Origin of the sequence: Candidatus Defluviilinea proxima, assembly GCA_016721115.1 — a bacterium.
In the GTDB taxonomy this organism is placed as follows: domain Bacteria; phylum Chloroflexota; class Anaerolineae; order Anaerolineales; family Villigracilaceae; genus Defluviilinea; species Defluviilinea proxima.
This window is the reverse complement of sequence record JADKIW010000001.1, coordinates 1,467,241-1,489,585: the sequence shown is the minus strand read 5'-3', so window position 1 is coordinate 1,489,585 and position 22,345 is coordinate 1,467,241. Positions and strand designations below refer to the sequence as shown.

At 46.2% G+C, this 22,345-nt stretch carries 16 protein-coding genes; 3 read left to right on the top strand and 13 right to left on the bottom strand.

The window, feature by feature from the left end:
- Positions 1-14: 14 nt before the first annotated feature.
- The 13 genes from IPP66_07005 to IPP66_06945 form a co-directional block, all read right to left on the bottom strand.
- A complete protein-coding gene (locus tag IPP66_07005) occupies positions 15-2,186 on the bottom strand; it encodes an alpha-galactosidase (GenBank protein MBK9925028.1) in 2,172 nt (723 codons plus the stop codon).
- A complete protein-coding gene (locus tag IPP66_07000; GenBank protein ID MBK9925027.1) occupies positions 2,176-4,587 on the bottom strand; it encodes a DUF5110 domain-containing protein in 2,412 nt (803 codons plus the stop codon). Before IPP66_07000 ends, IPP66_07005 begins: the two co-directional genes overlap by 11 nt.
- A 42-nt stretch (positions 4,588-4,629) precedes the next feature.
- The gene (locus IPP66_06995; GenBank protein ID MBK9925026.1) at positions 4,630-5,505 is read right to left on the bottom strand and encodes a carbohydrate ABC transporter permease; all 876 of its coding nucleotides are present in this window, start codon (positions 5,503-5,505) and stop codon (positions 4,630-4,632) included.
- 99 nt (positions 5,506-5,604) lie between these two features.
- Entirely contained in the window at positions 5,605-6,549 is a 945-nt protein-coding gene (locus tag IPP66_06990; GenBank protein MBK9925025.1) for a sugar ABC transporter permease, read from the bottom strand.
- 133 nt (positions 6,550-6,682) lie between these two features.
- Positions 6,683-8,056, bottom strand: a complete 1,374-nt coding sequence (locus tag IPP66_06985; GenBank protein ID MBK9925024.1) for an extracellular solute-binding protein — start codon at positions 8,054-8,056, stop codon at positions 6,683-6,685.
- Between the two features lie 291 nt (positions 8,057-8,347).
- A complete protein-coding gene (locus tag IPP66_06980; GenBank protein ID MBK9925023.1) occupies positions 8,348-9,361 on the bottom strand; it encodes a LacI family DNA-binding transcriptional regulator in 1,014 nt (337 codons plus the stop codon).
- Positions 9,362-9,614: 253 nt separating this feature from the next.
- Positions 9,615-11,081: a sucrose phosphorylase gene (locus tag IPP66_06975; protein MBK9925022.1), complete on the bottom strand. Its 1,467-nt coding sequence runs from the start codon at positions 11,079-11,081 to the stop codon at positions 9,615-9,617.
- 134 nt (positions 11,082-11,215) lie between these two features.
- Positions 11,216-12,190: an alpha/beta fold hydrolase gene (locus IPP66_06970; GenBank protein MBK9925021.1), complete on the bottom strand. Its 975-nt coding sequence runs from the start codon at positions 12,188-12,190 to the stop codon at positions 11,216-11,218.
- Between the two features lie 21 nt (positions 12,191-12,211).
- Positions 12,212-13,036 carry a carbohydrate ABC transporter permease gene (locus tag IPP66_06965; protein ID MBK9925020.1) on the bottom strand — a complete coding sequence of 275 codons (825 nt, stop codon included), beginning with the start codon at positions 13,034-13,036 and terminating at the stop codon, positions 12,212-12,214.
- The gene (locus IPP66_06960) at positions 13,036-13,968 is read right to left on the bottom strand and encodes a sugar ABC transporter permease (protein ID MBK9925019.1); all 933 of its coding nucleotides are present in this window, start codon (positions 13,966-13,968) and stop codon (positions 13,036-13,038) included. Before IPP66_06960 ends, IPP66_06965 begins: the two co-directional genes overlap by 1 nt.
- A gap of 67 nt (positions 13,969-14,035) precedes the next feature.
- Positions 14,036-15,442 (bottom strand): carbohydrate ABC transporter substrate-binding protein, encoded by a 1,407-nt coding sequence (locus IPP66_06955; protein ID MBK9925018.1) that lies wholly within the window; start codon positions 15,440-15,442, stop codon positions 14,036-14,038.
- Between the two features lie 183 nt (positions 15,443-15,625).
- Entirely contained in the window at positions 15,626-16,630 is a 1,005-nt protein-coding gene (locus IPP66_06950; GenBank protein MBK9925017.1) for a LacI family DNA-binding transcriptional regulator, read from the bottom strand.
- A 127-nt stretch (positions 16,631-16,757) separates the two neighbouring features.
- The gene (locus IPP66_06945) at positions 16,758-18,290 is read right to left on the bottom strand and encodes a YifB family Mg chelatase-like AAA ATPase (GenBank protein MBK9925016.1); all 1,533 of its coding nucleotides are present in this window, start codon (positions 18,288-18,290) and stop codon (positions 16,758-16,760) included.
- A 134-nt stretch (positions 18,291-18,424) separates the two neighbouring features.
- Here IPP66_06945 and IPP66_06940 point away from each other — a divergent pair, with 134 nt between their 5' ends.
- From IPP66_06940 to IPP66_06930, 3 genes are all read left to right on the top strand, one after another.
- Positions 18,425-19,255 (top strand): ABC transporter permease, encoded by an 831-nt coding sequence (locus tag IPP66_06940; GenBank protein MBK9925015.1) that lies wholly within the window; start codon positions 18,425-18,427, stop codon positions 19,253-19,255.
- A gap of 11 nt (positions 19,256-19,266) precedes the next feature.
- Positions 19,267-20,016 (top strand): ABC transporter ATP-binding protein, encoded by a 750-nt coding sequence (locus tag IPP66_06935; GenBank protein MBK9925014.1) that lies wholly within the window; start codon positions 19,267-19,269, stop codon positions 20,014-20,016.
- Positions 20,017-20,318: 302 nt separating this feature from the next.
- Positions 20,319-22,289 carry a hypothetical protein gene (locus IPP66_06930; protein MBK9925013.1) on the top strand — a complete coding sequence of 657 codons (1,971 nt, stop codon included), beginning with the start codon at positions 20,319-20,321 and terminating at the stop codon, positions 22,287-22,289.
- The last annotated feature ends 56 nt before the right edge of the window (positions 22,290-22,345 follow it).

Genomic DNA, 22,345 nt, shown 5'->3' with positions numbered 1-22,345 from the left:
TTTGCAAAAAGAACTCAATCACAAACCAACCATAGGACGAAACCTTCAAACTCATTGGGAGTCTTTATACGCAGTTGATTCCCAGTAATTACAGCGGAAGAGTTCGTCGCAGGAAAAGTGTTGGAGATTTTCCAGTTCCCATCCGTGAGCAAAATATCAATTCCATTTGAAGGTGGTTTTGAAAACGCATGCACAACCACCAAAGCCTGTTTCCCATTTTCTGAGAGGCGCATCACTGTTTGTATTCCCTGTGGATATCGCCAGGCAGTGCCGATCTGTTGATAGAGACGACTCTTGCCATTCTTGATGATGTGTGCGACCTTGTCGTAGAAACGAATCGCTTCCTGCACCAGCGACCATTGCTCATCGTCCAATTTATCTATTTCGCCCGAAAGGCATAGTCTGCCTAAAAATCCAGCGGCCAGGGAATATGTCAAGCGCTGATGTGAATCAGATTCATGGAGAACAGCCCAAATTTGAGATTGACGCGGCAAAATTAGTCTGTGCAGGTTGGCGGCAATGATCGGAATTTCGAGTGACTCATGCGCGTCAGAAAAGGAACCCATGCTGGCCAGCGCCAACATCGACGGTTCCAACCGGTGTCCGCCTGAAGCGCAGACTTCAATTACCAGATCAGGAAGTTCCTGGCGCATCTCTCGGAAGAAATCCTGTACAGCCAAGATGTGCTCTCGTAATCCTTCCCCCAATGATTCAGCGCCATCAACGCCAATGCCGATGGTCTCGTTGTAGTCCACCTTGATATAACCGAATCCAGAATCTCGCAATTGAGAAATAACCTTCTCGCGAAGATGTTCACGTACCCATGGGTCGCGGAAATCCCAGAAGCGGCGTTGACCTGCTGTAACGGGAAACCCATCGCGTTGAAGAAGGCTGGTCATCGAACTGAACAACGGTGATTGATTGCCAACTACTTCGAACTCAAACCAAATCCCGGGGATAAGTCCCTGTTCACGAATGGCGGCGGCAGTGGCGGCAATCCCTTGTGGAAACAAATTGCGATTGGGCTTCCATTCTCCTTGAGAGAATTCCCAATTACCGCCATCATCCCGATACCACCCTGCATCGATCACAAAATATTTTGCACCGGAACCCTTCAAGCGTTTGGCAATTTCAACCATACGTACGTGTTCAGGGTTACCCCAAGTGGTACACCATTCGTTGGCAAGCACTGGGAGAGATTGTTCGCTGAGTGGTGCTTGATCCACAGCCCCAACTTGCATGGACGTTAGACGTTGACATAGGTCATCCAAATCACCTTTGACGGTGGACACATACGCCAGTGGGCTAGAAAAGGACTCAGCGGGTGCCACGTTTTTCGTCCAGTGACCAAACTCACGGTCCGCAAGACCGCCTGAAAGACTCAACTGATCGTCACGGCGATATGCTTCCATCTGCCATGAACCTGCCCATGCCAACTGCGCACCCCAAAAGACACCTTCAGCCCGGTCTTCCACACCTATAAACGGGAAGTATCCACGCACCGGCATTGAACCAACCTGACCAAACCGTTCAGTTCGGACGCCATGTCCACTCCACGAACGCTCCAGATTAAGTTCTTCCAATGATTGACAAAGATGACGCCCCTCGGCGCTCCATGAGCTGAGAAAACGGTGCAAGTAAAGACGATTGGGCGCGTCATCCTCCGCAAACGGAGTCAGCCCAGAGAGCGAAAAGCTGGCGAGGAGTTCCAGAGAAAGGATTTCTTGACTCTCGTTGCGGAACAGTGTTTGAATCGTGATGGCTTCGTCCCCATGCCGATAAGATACATGATGCTCACACGCGTAGCCTCGCTCTGAGCGTAGGGTCGTAACAACTTCTGTTTTATCTTTCCCTTCAACTACTTCCTGTCGAACATAATGCAAGCTGGATAGTGTTGCACTATTACGCAAGGTGATGCCTTGACTAAACCCACCGCTCACCGCATCGCTTGTTAGCTTAACCTGAACCAGCGGCTCGACTTGCCAGGCACGCATCGGAGGAAATGTGTCAGGTAACAAAAGAGATTCATGGGTTCGCAAAAACTCACGACGCTTCACAACTTTATCCACCATCGACGCGGGAAACATACGTAACCCAACTGTTTGAGAGTCAGTCGCCAGCAAATACTCAACCAACATATCGCCAAATTGGAAAAGCGACAAACGAGTAGCATACTCAGTGGACATTAATGACCTTCTGTGTTCCATCATATATAACTTTATGTTCGTACATCTCCCCAACTACCGAAATTGAAAATTCCAGTGTCTTGTTCATTCCAGGATATTCCCCCTTACGTTCTTCCAAAATGAGACGGTGCACCTCATCTTCCCATCGCAACTGAATGGTTGCAAAAAGGCCTTTTTCATAGTTGTAATTGTCGCCTTCATCTTGATATAAAGTAAACGTACCATCTTGCCCGGGATAGATTCGAAGTTCTACAATGGTCTGTGGTTTCTCATCCGCATAAAAAACATCCGGGCCTAGTGGGATAATCGATCCGGCACGCACATATAAAGGTATTGTGTCCAAATCTGCATTTGCGATTAATGTTTTCCCACCTGCATAACGTTCACCTGTCCAGAAGTCATACCAATCACTGCCAACGGGTAGATACACTGAGCGAGTTTTTTCAATACCAGATAACGGCATCAAATTGGGACCGTAATACATCGGCTTCGTCACAGGGTTGACCAGCAAAGCTGGGCCAAACATAAACTGGTCGGAAACGTTATATGTGGCGGGGTCACCGCGAAAATCAAAAGGCAGAGCACGTAACATGGTGTAGTTTTCGTGCGCGATCTGCCCAGCCAAAGAATAGATATAAGGCATCAATTGATAGCGAAGCCGAAGGAATTTAACGAGCGCGTCGTACATCGGTTCGCCTAGATTGCCGAAGCGCCAGATTTCGCGCGGGGTATCGGTGCCATGCGAGCGGAACATGGGTAGAAACGCGCCAAACTGGAACCAACGCACATAGAGTTCCCGATAGCCCATATCGTCCACGCCTTGATCGTAATCACCATGCCAGAACCACAGTTCAGGTTTGTTCTTTACAAAGAAAGCGCCAATATCCAAAGTCCAATACGGAGACCCGGTTACGCAGAAGTTCAACCCATCAGCGATCTGGCGGCGCAATGTTTCCCAAGTGGCGGCAAGATCTCCAGACCAGGTAATCGTGCCATAGCGGTGTTGCCCGGCATATGCCGAACGTGTCAGATTCACAACACGCTTCTGGTCGGTTATTTGTCGTTGCCCCTCGTAAATACCTTTGGAGTGCAACAGGGAATACGCATTAATATATTGAGGGTCAAGATATTTTTTCGCTTCATCGGTATTGATTCGTACTCGTTCTTCCGGTTCAGGTTTGAATGCATCTTTCCAATCCGCTTCGAATGGTTCTGTACAGTCACACCACCACGCGTCTATGTTGTTAGAGAATAGTCCCTCGTTGGCTTGTTTCCAATAGAGTTCACGTGCCTCTTTTTGAAACGCATTATAAGTAGCCTGGTTTCCAAGCAAATACCCCTTGTCACGCATTTCGATGCAGTTATCACTCTCGGGCGACATGATCGGCCAAATAGAAACCATCAAACGGGCATTCAGCCGGTGAAGTTCTGCAGTCATCTCCTTTGGATTTGGAAAGCGTTTGAGATCCAGTGTTTTTTGTCCCCACAGACCTTCCGGCCAAGACTTCCAATCCAATACAATGCAATCGAGGGGCAGTCCACGTTTGCGGTACTCTTGCACCACTTCAATCAATTCATCTTGCGATTCATATCTTTCTTTCGATTGGATATACCCAAATGCCCATCGTGGGAGCATGGGAGCTTTCCCAGTTAATGTCCGAACTCCGCTGACAATTTGATCGAACTCCGGCCCATAGATAAAGTAAAAATCCATTTCGTCTGCAACATCTGTCCACAGGTAAGAGCCGAAGGCATCATCATGGAATGTCATATAGGAGTAGTTGTCCAATAAAATTCCATAGCCCCTTGTAGAAATAAGAACTGGAACAACTGCCTTCATGTTTTGCTGATACAGATACTGGTGCTGACCACGTAAATTTAGCATTCCCTCTTCGTGAGAGCCCAGACCATAAAGAGCCTCCCCATCCATCCATTCAAACTCAAGTTTCGTGTGATAGGCTTTGCGGTCAAATACCTCTTTGAAGGCATTGGTCGAAACTCGTAACCCATCAGCGCCTACATCTGTGTGAATGTCATTTTCTTTGCTGGAAATAAATTTCGTAACATCCACCGGGACAAGAGTTTTTCCACCTCGCTCTGGTTCACTTGTAAGAACTTTGCCATGTACATCCAGATATTTGAACGCTAACGTACTGCGATCAATCTGAATGGTGAGTTCGGATGTTGAGAAAAAGAGCGAGCCGTCCGTTTTTCTAACAACAACATTTGTCGGAATTTGCGCATCAGGCACGACCATCAAACTGTCTTTTCGTGAGAAGCCTGATTCAAGCGTATACCGAATCCGAATAATACGCGGAGAATATGCAGTCAGGCTTATGATGCCATGCGAAGTCTCAAGCCAGAGCTCTCCCGGTTGGGTAGTGAATTCAATTAAATTCATATGATCCAGGTTACTTTTTAGCTATCATCACAATGCACAGCATCAACCTTTAACGGAACCAGTAAAGGCCCCCCCAACGACATAGCGTTGAGCAATCAGAAATACAATCGCCACAGGCACTACCATGATGAGCCCGAATAACGCCGCTTCAGCTTGTTGATAACCGACCATCACACCGGGGCTGGGATTGAATCCAGGGCGGAGGGCGGAAGTCGCCGCAACAAATTGCTGAATTCCAACTGGCAGGTTGAAGAGGCTATTGTCATTCAACAAAACATAGGGGCCAAAGAAATTATTCCAATTGGTATTGAAATTAATGAAAGCGAGCAAGCCCAACAATGGAGTCGCAAGCGGTAAGGCAATGTGCCAGAACAATTGCGCCTCAGAACAACCATCCACTCGCGCCGCATCAAGCAGATCGCGCGGTAGACTCGAGGCGTAATAGATATAGGTCAAATATGTGCCGAAGGGGAAAAAAGCAGATGGCAAAATGACAGACCACTGAGTATTGATCAAATGGAACAGATTCAGTTCCATAAACATGGGCAATACCAGAGCCGAGGGTGGCAACAACATGGTGATCAATGTCAACCAAATTAATAGACGACGACCTGGAAAACGAGAAACAGCCAGAATGTAACCAGCAGGGATGCTAATCGATAGTGATAAGGCTAATGCCCATATCACGTAACGAATGGAATTGAACGCCCACAATAGAACTTCGCCATCTTGATATTCAACAATTCTCTGCCATGCTTCCTGAATACGTTGGAACGAACCAAAGGCCAAGGGTCTCATCTCAAGAAGTTGAGGCGCACTTTTAGAAGTTGCCAACACGAGCCATAATATGGGAATAAAGAAGTATGCAGCGAACAGCAACAGCACTCCCCAACGCAACCCAAATCCCAAAACTCCCATATCGCCGCCAGTTTTCATCCAAAAAGTTTTCAACTTTTGTTGAAATGTTGGGCGAGAATCTGATCGCAAGGTATCGATTTTAGACATTCATCACTCTCCTTACTCTTCAATATTAAAAAAGCCGGTCCAGCGGATGATCATGTATGCGGCTCCCAAACCAATCAACAACAAGATCAATGAAAGCGCAGAAGCGGCGCCAAAATTCCCCATCTCAAAGGCAAAGTTGTAGGCCAATTGATTTGGCGACCAAACCGTTGGTACATTACCGCCAACACCGAGGTTGTTACCACCACCTAAAATCTGCGGTTCTACGAACAATTGCACATTCCCTGCCAAGATCAGAATAAATTGATAAATGATATAAGGGCGGATAAGCGGAATTTTGATGAGCCACACTTTTTGCCAGGCATTAGCGCCATCAATGGTAGCGGCCTCCAACACCTCCGTTGGAATAGCTTCCAACGCACCGTATTGGATCGCGATCCACATACCTGCGCCAGAGAAAAAGCCAACGAGTGTGAAAATTGTAGGTAAGCTGCCGTCATAGATCACATCATTGGTTAATTGAAAACCCATACGATGTAGAAGAGTCTGAAAGGGACTGATACTGGGGTCCAGCATGAAAATGGCAACCAACACCAACACAGGACCAGTCACTGCACCGGATACAAAATACAGGGTACGTAAAGCAGTCGATAATGGACCGGGGCGCATTTGTAACAAGATTGCCAATATGATGACCATGGCAATCCCAAGCGGCACCGAGATAATCAGGAATTCTGCGATGTTACCGAAAGTAAAGGCAAAGCGAAAATCCTTGAAAACAGCCAGATAGTTACCAAAGCCTGCTGAAAAATATTTCGGTAGACCCGTACTGAAATCTGCAAAACTGAGTACTAGTGCATAGAGACCTGGGCCAAGACCAAATGCCAACATAACCAAGAAATATGGCAACACGAACAGGTAGGCAGTCAAACGGCGCCAAATGGTAAAACTTGCGAAACGCGGCTTATTCAGAGGGATGGAAGAAGTTTGATTAGTCACGAAAAACTCCTGTGGACTGCATCTTTCCAGAAAAGACAGAGGCGGGGCGCGTTTCTATAAACCTGACTTATTCGAAACGCGCCCATTACATCAGAATAAGAGAGTCGAGAGACCCTCTTATTCTGAAACACTACTACTTAGTTACTTCGACTAGATACCCCTGAGTTTCTGCCAATGGGGCCAACTTGTCTGCCACATCAGGCAATATCGATTCAACTGATCTCTTTTCCTGTAGCCCTGTTTTGACAGCTTCACTTAATGGAGCTATGAGGTCAAAGCGCGGCCACTTGTCCAACGGACCAATGTCAGTCGCAGCCTGTTGGTAGACCGGGAAAGGATCATTGGCGAAGAGTTCGTTGGTCTTCATTGATTCTTGGAACAAATTTTGGATGGGTTTGTAAGCTGGGAAATTGGTGGTCCCTGCCCAGAAACCTGGGTCAGTGGTAACCCACTGGATAAAGTCCACAGCCAGCTTGGGGTTCTTCGTATGGCTGGAGACAGTCCATGCCGCGCCACCCATGGCTGGGGTTATGGCTTTCTCATCGTCTTTCCATTTCAATGGATTTGCAACTCCGAGTTGCTTTTCAGATGTCTTATACCAGGAACTATTCTCGTTACCGCCGAAGACACCGAACATCCAGGCCGGGCCCGGCATCGCTAACAGTTTGTTACTTGAAACAACAGAGGCGAATTCAGCGCTGAAATAATCGGTATTGAACATCGTACCATTTTCCAGCATATGGTCGACCAATTTTGCAGCGCGTACACAACGCGGGTCTGTCATATCGATCTTGAGAGTGGCATCGTTCACCAACTCGTGAGAGGGACAACCGCTAGCGTCAAAATAGCTGATGAATGTCCAACCATCACCCCATGTTCCCAAGTAATAACCAGGATGTTCTGCAGCAACCTTATCACTGAGTTCCTGGTATTCCTCCCATGTTGTGGGTACGGTATAACCGAACTCATCCATGAGTGGCTTGTTATAGTACAACACAAACATAGCTAAGTCATAGCGCAGGCAGTAGACCTTGTCACCAAATGTACAGCCATCCATGCCGGTATAGCCGCTGAGTACATCAGCAGGTACCCATGGCTTGAGATCAAGCGGGAAGTGATGTGCATCATCAGCCACACGCCCAACGAGGCGGGGTTCTGCAAAAACTACATCTGGCCAGCCTTGGTTCGTATTATTGAAGAGCAGAACTTTCGCCGGGAACTGCTCACGATCCACAGTCACTGCCTTGAGAAGCTTGGCTTTATCTGGATGTGCCGCGACATAAGCATCAAAAGCAGGTTGACGATCCGCATCAATCCAAACTGTGATAGGAGCGTTATCATCATAAGGATTCTCGGTAGGTACAGGGGTGGTAGTAACCACAATTGTTTCCCCATTAACAATCTTGGTGACCTCAATTTGTTGCGGCGTCGCCGGAGCGCCACAGGCGGCCAAAACCATTGATATCACAGTCAGAAACAGAACATATTTCAAAATTTGCTTGGACATTGTTTCTCCTCGAATGAAATTAGAATAGGTAGCTTAAACAAACGACAATAGAGGGCGCAAGGTTTTTTATTTAGTATTTTGTATTCTCCTTTCTAGCTTCCTATGTTTAACGGAAAGCAATGGTAGAACTGGAAACGTGCGTACGAAAGAAATTGAGCTGGTTCGACATACCAATTACAGCTACGGAAGATGAATTTGGTGTTCTCACCTCTTCATCCTATTCCTAAGGGGCGTTGGAAACGCTTGTATGGTAACGTTGTCACATACAGATAAAAAAATCTTTCTCCTACTTTATTTTTCACTATTCCTCAACGGACCAACGGATTCACGCTGGATAATTTCAGTGCTTAAAATAATTTCATGGAAATCTTCTGACAGATCCCCAGAAATACGTTTTAGTAGTAGCTCAGTTGCTGAGCGCCCCATTTCGTATGCAGGTTGTCTGGCAACTGTTAGAAATGGTCTAACCAACATGGATTCAGGCAAGTCATCAAAACCAACTACAGAAACATCCCCCGGTACATCCGCTTTCAAATCATGCAACGCTTTAATGATCCCAATCGTAATAAAGTTGTTAGCTCCAAATATAGCTGTTGGTTTAGGTGTGCGATTCATTGCCTGATATGTAAGTTCGTATCCGCTTTTTTGGTTAAAAGCCCCATAATAAATCAATTCGTTTTTGCTTAGCCCAGCTTCTGTTAGTGCCTGTTGATATCCGGTGACACGATCTACTGAAGTAGAAACTTCCTTAGACCCCGTAATCATTGCTATATGTTCATGGCCCAGACCGATAAGGAGCCTTATCAAATCTCTTGCACCATTTTCCGAGTCTGAACGAACAAAATCTGTCTTTGCTCCTGAGACACGGCGATCAAGCACAACAACTGTAACACCATTTGATTCCAGAAATTTAATGATCTTTGCATCACCACGTGCAGGGACCAACAGAACACCATCTATCTGTCTCTGTGCCAATATATTGGCATATTTCTCTTCTTTATCTTCAGATTCATCTGTGTTGCAATAAACGACTGTATAACCTAATTCCCCCGCAACATCCTCAACGCCTCTAGCCATCAGTGTAAAGTATGGATTTGTGATGTCAGTGACGATTAATGCCAACGTATGTGTTCTTTTTGAGCGAAGACCCCGTGCTATCGTATTTGGAACATACCCTAATTCTTTAACCGCCGCTTCAACACGTTCTCGTGTAGATTGGCTGATATACCCCGAATTATTAATGACTCGAGAGACTGTTATAGGGGCAACACCGGCTCGCTTTGCTACATCAAGTACTGTTGGCATTTGACCTTTATCTACCAAACCAAGCTTATACCGAGAATATGACAACGTTATCAGGTAACGTTGTCATATTCTCACTCTTTTTCTCACGTTTGTCAAGAGGTGACTGTCAATTTTCGCATCCCCACCTAACTTTTGGCCTGTTTCAGACTAATCAGCTTTTCAATCGCTGATGCTTCGGTTGTTCTATATATCATGTGTAGAACACGCGCTTGAGTTATCTTGCTTGTATCCCCCAAATAATCTCCACGTTCATTTAATATTTTTGGGGTGGTAACTCAAACGGGCTATTAGAAATGGAATATGAACCGGAAGAAAAATCCACATCTAACATCGCCCAATGATCTCCATTCTCCCAGCGCATCGCAATTTTGGAAACACTAATTTCAGGCATACTGAAAGACCCATCAAAAGCGGGATGACAATTACGAAAGCGAATTAGTTCGAATAGCGATTGAACAACAGGCCGTTGGATGGCTGAAAGAATCTCTTCAGATGAATAATAATGTCGGTTGATATCACGACCGACACTACTTCTAGCCAGCAAGGTCATATCGTTCTCACCCGCCAATAAGCCTACATAATATACCTGTGGCACGCCGGGAGCAAAGAACTGTATTGCACGTGCCAGCAAATAATCATTGTCATTACGTCCGAGAGCATCATAAAATGTACAATTCACTTGATACAGATCTAAATTGGATGCTGCTCCACCGGTAGCCAAACGGCTTTGTCCGTTAGTATTGGTATGGATTTTTTCGACCAGAGCATCCAATTCTTCTGGTGAGATTATGCCAGGACGTCTTTCTGGATCTGCACTATCAGCTCCGATATCTATCACACCTATACCATCGTGCGTATCCAAGACAGTGATGGCATTGCGTGGACTGATTTCCAGCCACTCTTTCAAATAACGAGCAGTACGGTTGAATATCGCATGCAACACAAGGGGAGGAAGTGCAAAATCATAAACACGATCCACCTGTTTAGCAATTTCAATCTGCCTGCGGAAGTATGAATGGATTTCAACAAGTATTTCGATATCTAAAGCTGCTGCCTGATTGGCAAGGGACTCAATAAAATCAAATGTTTCTGGAATCATGAAGCAGCTAGATCCTGCTTTTTTGATGGCATATCCTACAGCATCCAATCGCACCATTCTGATGCCATTGTCATGTAACGTTTGCAACACAGATTGTAAGTACGCTTGTCCTTGCGGGTCAGTTACATTGATATCGATCTGTTCTTTCGAGAAGGTGGTCCATAGTAAGCGTTTTTGATTGTTCTTTAGGATGGTATATGAAAAGGGTAGACCTGGCCGTGGTCGATAAATAGTCATTAGATCGGCTTCGGTGGCGCCATTCGGAAAAATGCTGGACATGGTGAGAAACATACCCTTGTAAATGGACGCATCCCCTTTTTCAGAATAATCCAAAAACTGTGGTGAGGATGAGGACACATGATTAACGATCAGGTCCGCCATCAGATCCACATCCTGTCCCAAGCTCTTGATATCCGTCCAATCCCCAAGATGCGGGTCAATTTTAGTGTGATCGACAGGGTCAAAGCCGGCATCGGTACCATGAATAGGATAATAGAATGGGAGGATATGAACACCACCAAACAGCCCAGCAAGCGGCCCCTTCAATAATTGATGTAGGGTCTTTAAATCACCTCCACCCAAACGGTCTGCATAAGTGATGAGTTGTACGTTGTTTTTCATGCGGGATATCTCTGCCGTAATGTGTTATGGGTAAACTCCAGAAACTGATTTCTGAAATACACCACTTATTTCGTTTCGTATTGTTTGCTATATCAAGTTTTGATCTAGCAAAATATGGTCAGCTAAATTTATTCTTACAACTTCATAAAGAATTGAAAAGCTTGATCTTGAAAACCCGGCAATGGTTCATGCCCAAAATCAGGATATATTGCCATTCTCTTGGATGAGGTAATCTTGTTATAGACTGCAAATTGCGTGGACGGAGGACAAATCGTGTCCATCAAGCTAATTCCCCAAAATACTTCTGCCCGGATACGTGGGGCCAGAAATTGAATATCTATATACCCAAGTTTCTCGAATATTGCTGTTTCCGATGTGTGCATAGGGTCTGAATGGCGGAAGTACTCCTGCAATTCTTTGTAAGCATCTTTTGCATGGTCCATTTCCCATACCCGAAGGTAATCGCTCAGGAAAGGGTAAAACGGCGCAGCAAGTTTGATACGTGGCTCCAAGGCGGCACAAGCTACGGTCAATGCACCTCCCTGGCTTCCGCCCATGGCACCGACTCTGTTGGCATCCACATCAGGCATTTCCATGACGATCTTTGCAAGTTGAGCAGTATCAAGGAACACTTGGCGAAAAAGCAATTTCTCCGGAGAACCCTTCAACGCATCATCCAAGCCACGGATAATATGTCCATGAAGGGTATTTCCAATTACGCTTCCATGATCTTCTGATAATCCTGCTTGCCCACGACAATCTAGTGCGACGACAGTAAATCCGGCATTCACATAACCAAGCTTATCAAACCAATCACCGGCATCGCCTGTATAACCATGAAATAACAACACAGCAGGATGTTGAGATGGCGCCTTTATGGGACGCAACAATTTGGCATGTACACGTGCACCTCCCACGCCGGTAAAAAACAAATGAAAGCACTCCGCATTGGGTGCCTGAAAATCAGCCGCTACCAATTCGACTTTCGGCTCAATGGACTGCATTTCAGCCAATCCCTGATCCCAGAAAGAATCGAAATCAACTGGACGCGGATTTTTTCCAAGATAATGTTTTAGTTGTTCAATGGGTAGGTCAAAGGTCAGAGGCATTTTCAGATCCTATTCTCTTGCTCATCCTTTGACTGCGCCTTGAAGCAAGGCTGTGAGGATCTGGCGCTGAAACAGCACGAAGACAATAAGGGTAGGTACTAGAATCAATATTGTGCCAGCGCATAACAGAGGAACATCGGTTGCATAGTGGCCCTGAAATGCTCCCAACGCACCGGCCATTGTTCGTTGCGATGGATCCTCGACAAGCACTAATGCAAGGAGAAACTGATTCCATGTCCAGATAGACATGAGGATTCCAAGTGAAGCGATCGGTGCCTGAGCTAACGGTAGGTGGATACGACGGAACAGATCCCAAGTGGTGGCGCCATCAACACGGGCCGCTTCCGAAACTTCAGCCGGCATGTTGACGAAGTGGGCGCGCATCCAGAAGACAGCAAACGGCATATACAAGGCGATCAACGGCAGTGCAATTGCAAGTTTAGTGTTGTAGAGTCCCACCGCCCTCTCAAGGATGTAGATGGGGATAATGATCCCTTGAAACGGTAAAGTCAAACCGAACACAAACAATGTCAAGAGTACGCCCGAGCCGGGGATTCGTAAAAGGCCAATAGCAAACCCGGCCATCGTCGAGATGATAAGAGCCGCCGGCACAACGGTGAGAACAATGCGTGTGCTTGATATGAGAAGCGTGGTCATATTCGCCACTTTAAATGCATCCACAAAGTTGCCCCACTGCGGATGTTCAGGCCATTCGAGACCACCAGGAACAGTACCGGATGGATGTAGGGCGGTCATGAAGATACTGATAAAAGGCAAGATCGTAAACGTCATCAGCACCAGAAGAAGCATCCGTCCTGCAAAGAGTTCGCTTCGGCTAATCTTCATTACTTCACCTCCTGGTTCAGGCGTTGGATCGGGAGGATAATCAAGACAACAAGAATCATGAGCATGACTGCCAAAGCAGATGCCAAACCAATATTTCGTTGAGAGAACGCAAGGATATAGATCTGGAGACCGGGGACCGACGTTGCATTACCAGGCCCACCGGCTGTTGCCACGTAGACAATATCAAATGTGGCAAGTGCGGCAATTACCGTGACAGTCAGGCATACACCGATCTCATGCCTAAGAAGAGGAACTGTGATCGCGGTAAACTCCGTAAACCAACTGGACCCATCGATTCTGGCCGACTCATAAAGAGCTGGGTCCACCTTCGATATGCCTGTCGACAAAAGAACAGTACAAAAACCGAGTAACACCCAAACGCCGATGATGCCAACGGCCGACAGTGCCCAGTCGAAGTCGCCCAACCAGGCGCGGGTGATCGAACCAAGACCAATGATCTTGAGTAACTGATTGATTAGGCCTGAAAGAGAGAACAGCCAACCCCAAATGATGCCAGCTGCGACGAGTGCTATAACCTGTGGAAGGAATAGAACGGTTCGGGCAACCTCCCCAAACCGCCCGGTTGCCACGCGATTGATCACACTTGCAACGACAAGGCCAAGTCCCACAGGAATGAAACTGAACCACACAACCAACCAGAACGCATTGAAAATCGTCCCAAGCAGGTCAGGCACTTGGAAAACAGTTATATAGTTCTTCAACCCGACCCATTTCATCGGACCAACACCGTTCCAGCGATGAAACGAATACACGATGGTCAACAGGAAAGGCACAAGCACAAAACCCGCGTACATGAGCAAAGCAGGGAGGACAAACAGCCAGCCAATAAAGGTCTCTCGGCGGACCCAGTTACTTGCAGGGGTGCGCTTGGATACAGAGAGAGCCGCAGGATGATTATTATCTACTGTCATAATCAATGTTCTCAGAATTATCTGGCAGGAGAAGGCACCATACTGCGGCCCTCACACTACTTATATATTATTGAGCAAGTTCCCGTTCGTACTCAGCTTGAACGGCCTTGAGGAGACCGGCGGCATCTTGCTGACCACCGACCATTTTTTGAAGTTCAGGAGTCCAGCCTTGAGCGAAGATAGAGCTTGTCGCGTTGGCAATGAAGTCCATCGCGCCGCCATCTGCACCCATTACTGGTCCAGCGGCAAGTGTCTCAGCCGTAACCGAGCCGGAAGCAACGGTAGGCATCGTAGCGTCAGATGGACCACCGGGGTTGGAACCACCGACGGCAACGTCAATCTGGCGAGCCGCATCGTTCGTCGCAACCCAGTTTAAGAAGAATGCTGCACAATCGGGGTGCGCTGCCTTAGCCGCTATACCAAAAGTCAATGGAGCAGACATGGCCGCAAACTTACCACCAGCCTCAGCAGGCGGCATCAAGAAGAACCCAACATTTCCGGGCAAGGCCGCATCATAGCCAGCATTTTGCCAATCGCCATTGAAGGTAAACACGCCTTCGCCCTTACCGAAACGAGCGGCAGCATCAGTGTATTCAATGGCATTGATGTCAGACGGGAAGTAACCAGCCTTAATCCACTGTTCAAGGTGTTGGGCAGCGATGAGGTTCGTCGGTGTATCGATCGTCGCGCCAGCTTTTCCATAGATCCAATCATTGATCGGTTCGACTGGGCCGTAAGCAGCCATCAGTTGCTGTAACGGGAAAGCGAGTCCCATACCACTCTTGGCGCTACCCCACATCATGATCGGCTGGAGCCCGGCAGTCTTGGCCGCGGCAAGCAAACTCTCGAACTCAGCAACGGTCTTCGGCGGTTCGGTCATGCCGATCTGTGCTGCCAAGGTTTTGTTATAAAAGACACCGGTCAAACTATAGTTGAGACCCATCGCATAGAGTGTTCCAGAGCCGCGGACGCCATCAGCGTCAATGCGATTCTGGTTGAGTTGAGGCACCGGCCAATCGTTCCACCCAAAAGCGGTGGCATAGCCGTCAAGGTCCATGAGCAACCCATCTTTAGCGAAAGAAACCATTGTTGGCAATCGGAGCAGGTCAGGTGCATTGTCACTCGCAAGCACAAGTGGCGTCGAAGTGATTAGATTTGCAAACTGGTCCTGACTGATATCCCAAGTCACATTCGGGTACTGCTTGGTGAACTCTTCAGCCAGTTTGAAAGGCAAGTCAAAGCCGGTTTCGAAAGTGGCTTTGAGGACGACAGGATCGGTCCCACAAGTTGGCATTCCAGCTGAGATTTCAGTGGCGGCTACAGGGGCTTCAGTGGATACAGGAGCTTCTGTAACCACAGGAGCCTCAGTGGCAGATGGAGCAGTAGCTGTTGCCGGCCCCCCACAGGCAGAAAGAAGCAGCGAGGTCAGAACTAGCAGGCTTACCAAAGACCAAAGTACGGATTTCTTATTCATATCTCTTTCTCCTTTTATAAGCGTAGAAATGGATTCAATAGTGGCTAGGTTTTTTAATTTAGTGTAAGTCAACCTCCTGAAACTTGAATAGGGGGATAGGCATAGGCCTGTGTTACTAGTATCTTGAAACTAGTTTCATAAATAAGTGTACGCCTTTTCAATGCGAGTGTCAATATCCAGTTTTTATGTTGTTTGGCGTTCGATTAAAGTGAGGGGGATTTTGACGTGCCTTGGAGAGATGGACGGAGATTCGATTTGCGCAAGTAATATCTCCACAGCCAGTTTTCCAGACTCGTCCAAGTGTTGAGAAATAGTTGTAAGACCTGCATATTCTGCATAATCAAGATCATCGAACCCAACGACAGCCAATTGTTCTGGTACCTTGATATTCAATTGGCGAGCAGCCTTGAGTACTCCTAACGCTTGGAAATCCGTTGCAGCAAAAATGGCCGTTGGAGGCTCAGGCACACCAAGAAGTTCGATGGCAACCTGACGGGTTTGTTCCTGAGAATAAGGGGCAAGACAGACAAAGGTTTCCGGCAACTCAACATGCGCATCCTTTAGAGCTTGCCGAAATCCGTTTAAGCGTAAGCTAACAGGGTGAATGGAATATTCGGGTAAATCAGTATCACCTAAAAAGGCGATTCTGCGATGACCCTTCTCCAACAAATAGGTGGCGGCCAAATGACCGCCTTTCACATCATCAATCTCAACACAATTTAATTTAGGATGTGGGTATTCAATAAGCACGGTGGGCAGTCCCCCATCTATCAGGCGGCGTGCTTCAGTGTCCCTAACTGGCAATGAAAGAATGATGAGACCATCCAAGTTACCAGTCAATGGCAAACTGGAAAGATACCCCTGCAAATGATTGCTAGAATCAACTGTATAAACGACCAACTCATAATTCTCAGGGGATAAAGCTTGGGCAATCCCGCGTAGCCGTTGTATAAAAGATGGCGCAGTAAAAAAGGGAGTAATGACACCAATTCGTCCGGTATGTTGCAGGGACCGAGCTCGAGCCTCTGCTTTGGGAACAAAACCCAACTTGTCAATTGCAGCTAACACCTTCTCTCGAGTTTGGGAGCTAACTTTGTCTGGGGTATTGAGAATACGAGAAACAGTTGTAGGGCTTACTCCGGCGTATTTGGCAACATCATAGATAGTAGGTTTATTTTGCGCAGACATGTTAGCATCCTAGTTTGAAAGAATTTTCAGTTTAACATATCGCGTGGAGGCGCGTCAATAGCAATAGAAAATCACTGGCAAAACAGCATGCCTAATAAGAATCCACAGGCTAATTGTGAAAACCCTACTACCCCATCATTAACTTCGGACGATATTGCAAGGCCTCCGCCAAATGCGTGGACTGGATCTCTTCACTCCCCGCCAAATCTGCGATTGTGCGCGCAAGCTTCAGGATACGATGATAGGCCCTTGCCGATAGGTTCATCTGACTCATCGCCGCACGCATCAAACTCTGACCTTCATCCTGCAGCTTGCAAAATTGCCTTATCTCCCCGACGCGCATGTCGGCATTACAGACAATATCTGACGAGCCGTTACTGGAGAATCGTTTATTTTGGATATTCCTTGCAGCTTGTACCCGGGCTCGAATCGACTTGCTAGACTCCCCAACTCTATCTCCACTCAACTTTTCGTAATCAACTCTTGGAACTTCAATATGAATGTCAATACGATCGAGCATAGGGCCTGATATTCGTTTTTGATATTTGGTTACCACCGGCGCGGCGCAAGTACAGGGCTTAAGTGAATCGCCGTAATATCCACAAGGGCAAGGATTCATTGCCGCGATCAATTGGAAGTTTGCAGAAAAAGTTAATGACCCTTTAGCGCGGCTGATGGTGACCACCTTATCTTCCATGGGTTGGCGCATTACTTCAAGGACGCGGCTCCCAAATTCAGGAAATTCATCAAGAAATAAAACGCCGCGATGTGCTAATGATATTTCCCCAGGTTTAGGGATGTTGCCACCACCGACTAACCCTGCATGGCTAATAGTATGGTGTGGCGAACGAAATGGGCGATGCTTGATCAATGGAGTGCCCACAGGAAGTTGATCGGCTACAGAGTAGATACGAGTCACATCGAGCGATTCTTCAATGGACATTTCAGGTAATATGCTAGGCATGGCACGCGCAAGCAGAGTCTTACCAGCGCCTGGTGACCCGACCATCAAGATATTGTGTCCACCGGCTGCCGCGACCTCAAGCGCACGCTTTACATGTTCCTGTCCTTTAATTTCGCTGAAGTCTGTTGGAGTAAAGAGTGATTCAAGAGTATCGCCTATGGAGGGTTGATAAGGCTCAATTGAACGGCGACCAGACAAATGGTCGTAGAGATCCGCAAGCGTTCGGACGGGATACACTTCGAGACCGGGGATCAAGGCCGCTTCAGGCGCATCCACCTCAGGGACGAACATCCGCTTGTATCCAGTGGAACGTGCGGTTGCGGCCATGGGTAGAACTCCGCGTGTATGACGGACTACACCATCTAGGGAAAGTTCACCGACAACAAGTGTGTTTTCCACTGTTTCTTGTGGGAGTCGACCAGACAGGATGATAATGCCAAGGGCAATGGGCAGGTCGTAAGCAGGGCCTTCTTTGCGGATGGATGCAGGGGAAAGGTTGACAACGATACGGTGGCGGGGAAAATGCAAGCCAGCGTTCTTGATGGCGGTTTGCACACGTTCGCGACTCTCTTGCACGGCGGCATCGGGCAGGCCAACAATAATCACCGCAGGTAGACCATTGGAGTAGTCCACTTCGACTTCGACTATGACACCCTCAAGCCCAATCACGGCACAGGAAAATACTCGTGCAAGCATGATGGGAGTTTAGACGAGGCGGGGTGAAATGTCAATTGGGGATGTCAAAATCATATGGCTTACTGTAAAAGACTTAAGTTGTCCCATTATGGTAAACTTTGGCTCGCAATTTGAGCTTGAAGCAAGGATTAGCCATGGAAGTTTCTGAAAAAAACATCATTTATGACAGTGCCAATCGTGTATCTCCAGCATTGGAAGAATTACAGGGTATTTTCCAGTATCGAGATTTGATTTTTCAATTAGTTCGCCGAGATATCGTCACAAGATACAAGCGCTCTGTACTTGGCATAGCATGGACGATGCTTCAGCCATTGGGAATGATGGCAATCATGACAATTGTGTTCTCGAATTTATTTCATTCAATAAAAGGGTATCCAACGTATATATTAAGTGGACTAATCGCTTGGACTTTTTTCTCGCAGACTACTACTGCTGCGATTAATCAAATTGTCTGGGGCGGTACGTTGTTTCGCCGTATCTATTTGCCTCATACCGCTTTCGCTGTATCGGCTATCGGCACCGGTGTTGTAAATCTGGCACTTTCACTTGTTCCATTAATTTTAATTATGTTGGTAACAGGCACGCCGATTCACTTTAGTATTCTTTTTGTCCCTATAGCAATGGTTTTTCTTGCGGCATTTGCTCTTGGCGTTGGCTTAATCCTTTCCACTCTAGCTATTTATTTTCCAGATGTAGCAGAAATGTACCAAATTATTTTGGTAGCTTGGATGTATTTAACGCCAATCATCTACCCCGAAGATATTTTGCCTGAAGCATATCGCTTTTGGATCACAAATTTGAATCCAATGTATCATATGATTCGAGTTTTCCGCATGCCTCTTTACAATGGAATACTTCCAGCTTGGGGCGAATTAGCGATAGCAGGGGTAATTGCCACAATAACATTAATCGTTGGTTGGCTTTTCTTCTCTCGGAAGGCCGACGAATTTGCATATCAAGCTTGAGACCACAAAACATGTCACTTTTTGAAAATAACGAAACTACCATTCGTCTAGAAGATGTATCTGTGCAATATCGTCTACCTGAAGAACGGATCGGGACGTTTAAAGAGTACGCCATCCGTGTGCTTCAACGGCGAGTAAAATTCAACAGCTTTTGGGCCCTGAAGGGTGTCACTATTGATATTGCAAAGGGCGAAATTTTTGGTTTTATTGGGCGCAATGGAGCAGGCAAAAGTACTCTTCTCAAGGTAATTTCACGAGTCTTAGTTCCAACTCATGGACGGGTTTGGATAAAGGGAAGAGTTTCACCGTTGTTGGAATTGGGCGGGGGGTTTCACCCCGAATTAACTGGGCGGGAAAATGTGTATTTAAATGGAACACTTCTGGGACATTCGCGCCGCGACGTTGACGAGCACATGGACGAAATTATCGACTTTGCTGAACTTGGAACATTTATTGATGCTCCATTAAGGACTTACTCTAGCGGTATGGTTGCACGTCTTGGCTTTGCAGTGGCAACAACTTGGAAGCCAGAGATTCTTATCCTGGACGAGGTATTATCAGTAGGAGATGAAGCATTTCAATTGAAATGTCAACGAAGAATGGAGGCCTTTCGTCAAGAAAAGGTCACGACCTTAATTGTTACTCACAGCATGCAAACCGTGGAGACGCTTTGCACACGTGCTGCTTTGATCGACCATGGTGTTATAAAAACGGTTGGTTCCGCAGAAGAAGTAATAAAAGCCTACAGGCAAAGTTCTTAAAGATATTTTTACCAAGCTTGGGATTAGTTCCAAACAACTAACAAATATGTAGGTCGATACAGTCTTAAGGCATCAGTATCGATACGTACACATTTTTGCTAGACAGGTCAAAAAACACTTAATTTAGATGACAACGTTTTTACTTAATCTATATTTAATAATTCCCAAAATCCTAATTAACCACTTTGTAATTCCCCAAAAACAAAAAAATCTTCTAGTCCCTTAATGCATGGTTATAATGGTTATCATTGATTTTATAGCCTATCTAGTAACCTGAAAATCAGAGAACTTGGAGAAAGACAATGAAATACTCAAAACATTTATTCTTACATATATCAGGACTGCGGATGCTCCTGGTACTGGCAGTTGTGACATCTACTCTCGGCTTGTGGGGAACTGGTATTGCCCAAGCGGCTACATGTTTCAACCTTACTATCATATTCAGCCCAAGTGCAGGTGGCACGGTAAATGCAAACCCGCTTTCTGACCCTACTTGTGGAGGAAGTGGTTATACATCAGGCACAGTTGTTACATTAACAGCCACTCCTAACTCACAATATATCCTTCTAGGTTGGGCAGGGACAAACAGTGCATTTTCTAATCCCACCACCGTCACTATGGACGCGAACAAATCTGTAACCGTAAAATTTGTTCCTAAAAATGATGCCATAGGCAATGCAACGTTGATAACCGGTTTAACCTATCTCGATATCGTTAACACAACAGAAGCCCTTGACGACGATTCATTTAACCCACCTTCAAGAGGGCCTTGCACAGATTCTGACACGCCAACTCTCAAAGAGGGTTTTAAATCGCTCTGGTACAAGTACACCCCTCCTGAAAAGCAGTCCATACAAGCGGATACATTTGGCTCAGTTGAGACTGAGAATTCTCAATCTTTAGACACTTATATTGTTATATGGAAAAAGGTCAGTGTAGACCCAGCCCCGCTTAGTTTAGAGCTCGTCAGATGTAATGATGATACTGACGGCGTAAATTCAAGAATATCTTTCTTAGGTGATCAATCTACCACCTACTATTTTGAAGTTGCACAATATAATGGCGATGTAGGAACATCAAATACATACACATCCAAACCCGCCAACATGATATTCAATGTCAATATTACAAACACTAGTGCTACGATTGGCGGAGGGCAATTGAGAAATTACTACATTGCATCTCAAGGCATAGTTGCAGATCGTTATGGAACTAATGGCGGGCCGGTCCATGTATTTAGCCCTACTGGGCAAAATATCTTTACAAGCCAACGGGCCATCTATGGAAGTAGCTTTAATTCTATTGTGGGGTTCCCCGCTAATCAATTGACAACAGAATACTGGTTCACGAGTTACGATGATCTTGGAATGATCACGTATCTCGTTATCGGAAATCCAAGCACAACCGAAACAGCGCTGGTAGATGTGTACATTGGAGGGGTAAAAAAGAACACAACACCCTATTCAATCTTACCTGGACAAAGGGTTTTTCCTCGCTACGGAATTAATGGCGGACCTGTGCGCGTGGCAAGCACAAACGGAGTAAATATATTCGCAAGCGAACGGTCAAAATATGGAAGCAGTTTTAATGAAGTGCTAGGATTCCCGTCTAATCAGCTCGACACTGAATTCTGGTTTACAAGTTACGATGATGCCGGGATGATCACATATCTAGTAATTGGCAATCCAAGTACAACTGAAACCGCACAAGTAGATGTATATATTGGGGGGGTAAAACAAAATACAACCCCATATTCCATTTTACCTGGTCAAAGGGTTTTTCCACGCTACGGAATTAATGGCGGACCTGTGCGCGTGGTAAGTACAAATGGGGTGGACATTTTTACAAGTGAACGAACAAAATACTCTAGCAGTTTTAATGAAGTATTAGGTTTCCCCTTGCTCCAGGCATCTACAGAGTTATGGTTCACATCATTAGATGACGCCAACATGATTACCTACCTTGTAATCGGTAACCCAAGCACAACTGAAACTGCACAAGTGGATGTGTATATAGGAGGTGTGAAAAAGAACACCACACCCTATTCGATTTTACCTGGGCAACGTGTTTATCCGCGCTATGGGATTAACGGAGGCCCGGTACACATAGTCGTCACAAATGGAGTAAAGGTCTTTGCAAGTGAGCGAACAAAGTATTTAAGCAGTTTTAACGAAATTCTCGGAATTCCATTTGAACGCATCACTACAGATTACTGGTATACATCACTAGATGATGTGGGTATGATTACTGAGCTAGTCATTAGCGCGCCATAAATCAAGGCCTAAAATAAATTAGACTTCAGTGAAACAGGCATAAAACTGTACTGAAG

What these genes read in the sequence shown, in the direction of transcription:
- IPP66_07005 (MBK9925028.1), bottom strand. Translation starts at nt 2,186, where the DNA reads ATGTCCACTGAGTATGCTACTCGTTTGTCGCTTTTCCAATTTGGCGAT.
- IPP66_07000 (MBK9925027.1), bottom strand. Translation starts at nt 4,587, where the DNA reads ATGAATTTAATTGAATTCACTACCCAACCGGGAGAGCTCTGGCTTGAG.
- IPP66_06995 (MBK9925026.1), bottom strand. Translation starts at nt 5,505, where the DNA reads ATGGGAGTTTTGGGATTTGGGTTGCGTTGGGGAGTGCTGTTGCTGTTC.
- IPP66_06985 (MBK9925024.1), bottom strand. Translation starts at nt 8,056, where the DNA reads ATGTCCAAGCAAATTTTGAAATATGTTCTGTTTCTGACTGTGATATCA.
- IPP66_06980 (MBK9925023.1), bottom strand. Translation starts at nt 9,361, where the DNA reads ATGCCAACAGTACTTGATGTAGCAAAGCGAGCCGGTGTTGCCCCTATA.
- IPP66_06975 (MBK9925022.1), bottom strand. Translation starts at nt 11,081, where the DNA reads ATGAAAAACAACGTACAACTCATCACTTATGCAGACCGTTTGGGTGGA.
- IPP66_06970 (MBK9925021.1), bottom strand. Translation starts at nt 12,190, where the DNA reads ATGCCTCTGACCTTTGACCTACCCATTGAACAACTAAAACATTATCTT.
- IPP66_06965 (MBK9925020.1), bottom strand. Translation starts at nt 13,036, where the DNA reads ATGAAGATTAGCCGAAGCGAACTCTTTGCAGGACGGATGCTTCTTCTG.
- IPP66_06960 (MBK9925019.1), bottom strand. Translation starts at nt 13,968, where the DNA reads ATGACAGTAGATAATAATCATCCTGCGGCTCTCTCTGTATCCAAGCGC.
- IPP66_06955 (MBK9925018.1), bottom strand. Translation starts at nt 15,442, where the DNA reads ATGAATAAGAAATCCGTACTTTGGTCTTTGGTAAGCCTGCTAGTTCTG.
- IPP66_06950 (MBK9925017.1), bottom strand. Translation starts at nt 16,630, where the DNA reads ATGTCTGCGCAAAATAAACCTACTATCTATGATGTTGCCAAATACGCC.
- IPP66_06945 (MBK9925016.1), bottom strand. Translation starts at nt 18,290, where the DNA reads ATGCTTGCACGAGTATTTTCCTGTGCCGTGATTGGGCTTGAGGGTGTC.
- IPP66_06940 (MBK9925015.1), top strand. Translation starts at nt 18,425, where the DNA reads ATGGAAGTTTCTGAAAAAAACATCATTTATGACAGTGCCAATCGTGTA.
- IPP66_06935 (MBK9925014.1), top strand. Translation starts at nt 19,267, where the DNA reads ATGTCACTTTTTGAAAATAACGAAACTACCATTCGTCTAGAAGATGTA.
- IPP66_06930 (MBK9925013.1), top strand. Translation starts at nt 20,319, where the DNA reads ATGAAATACTCAAAACATTTATTCTTACATATATCAGGACTGCGGATG.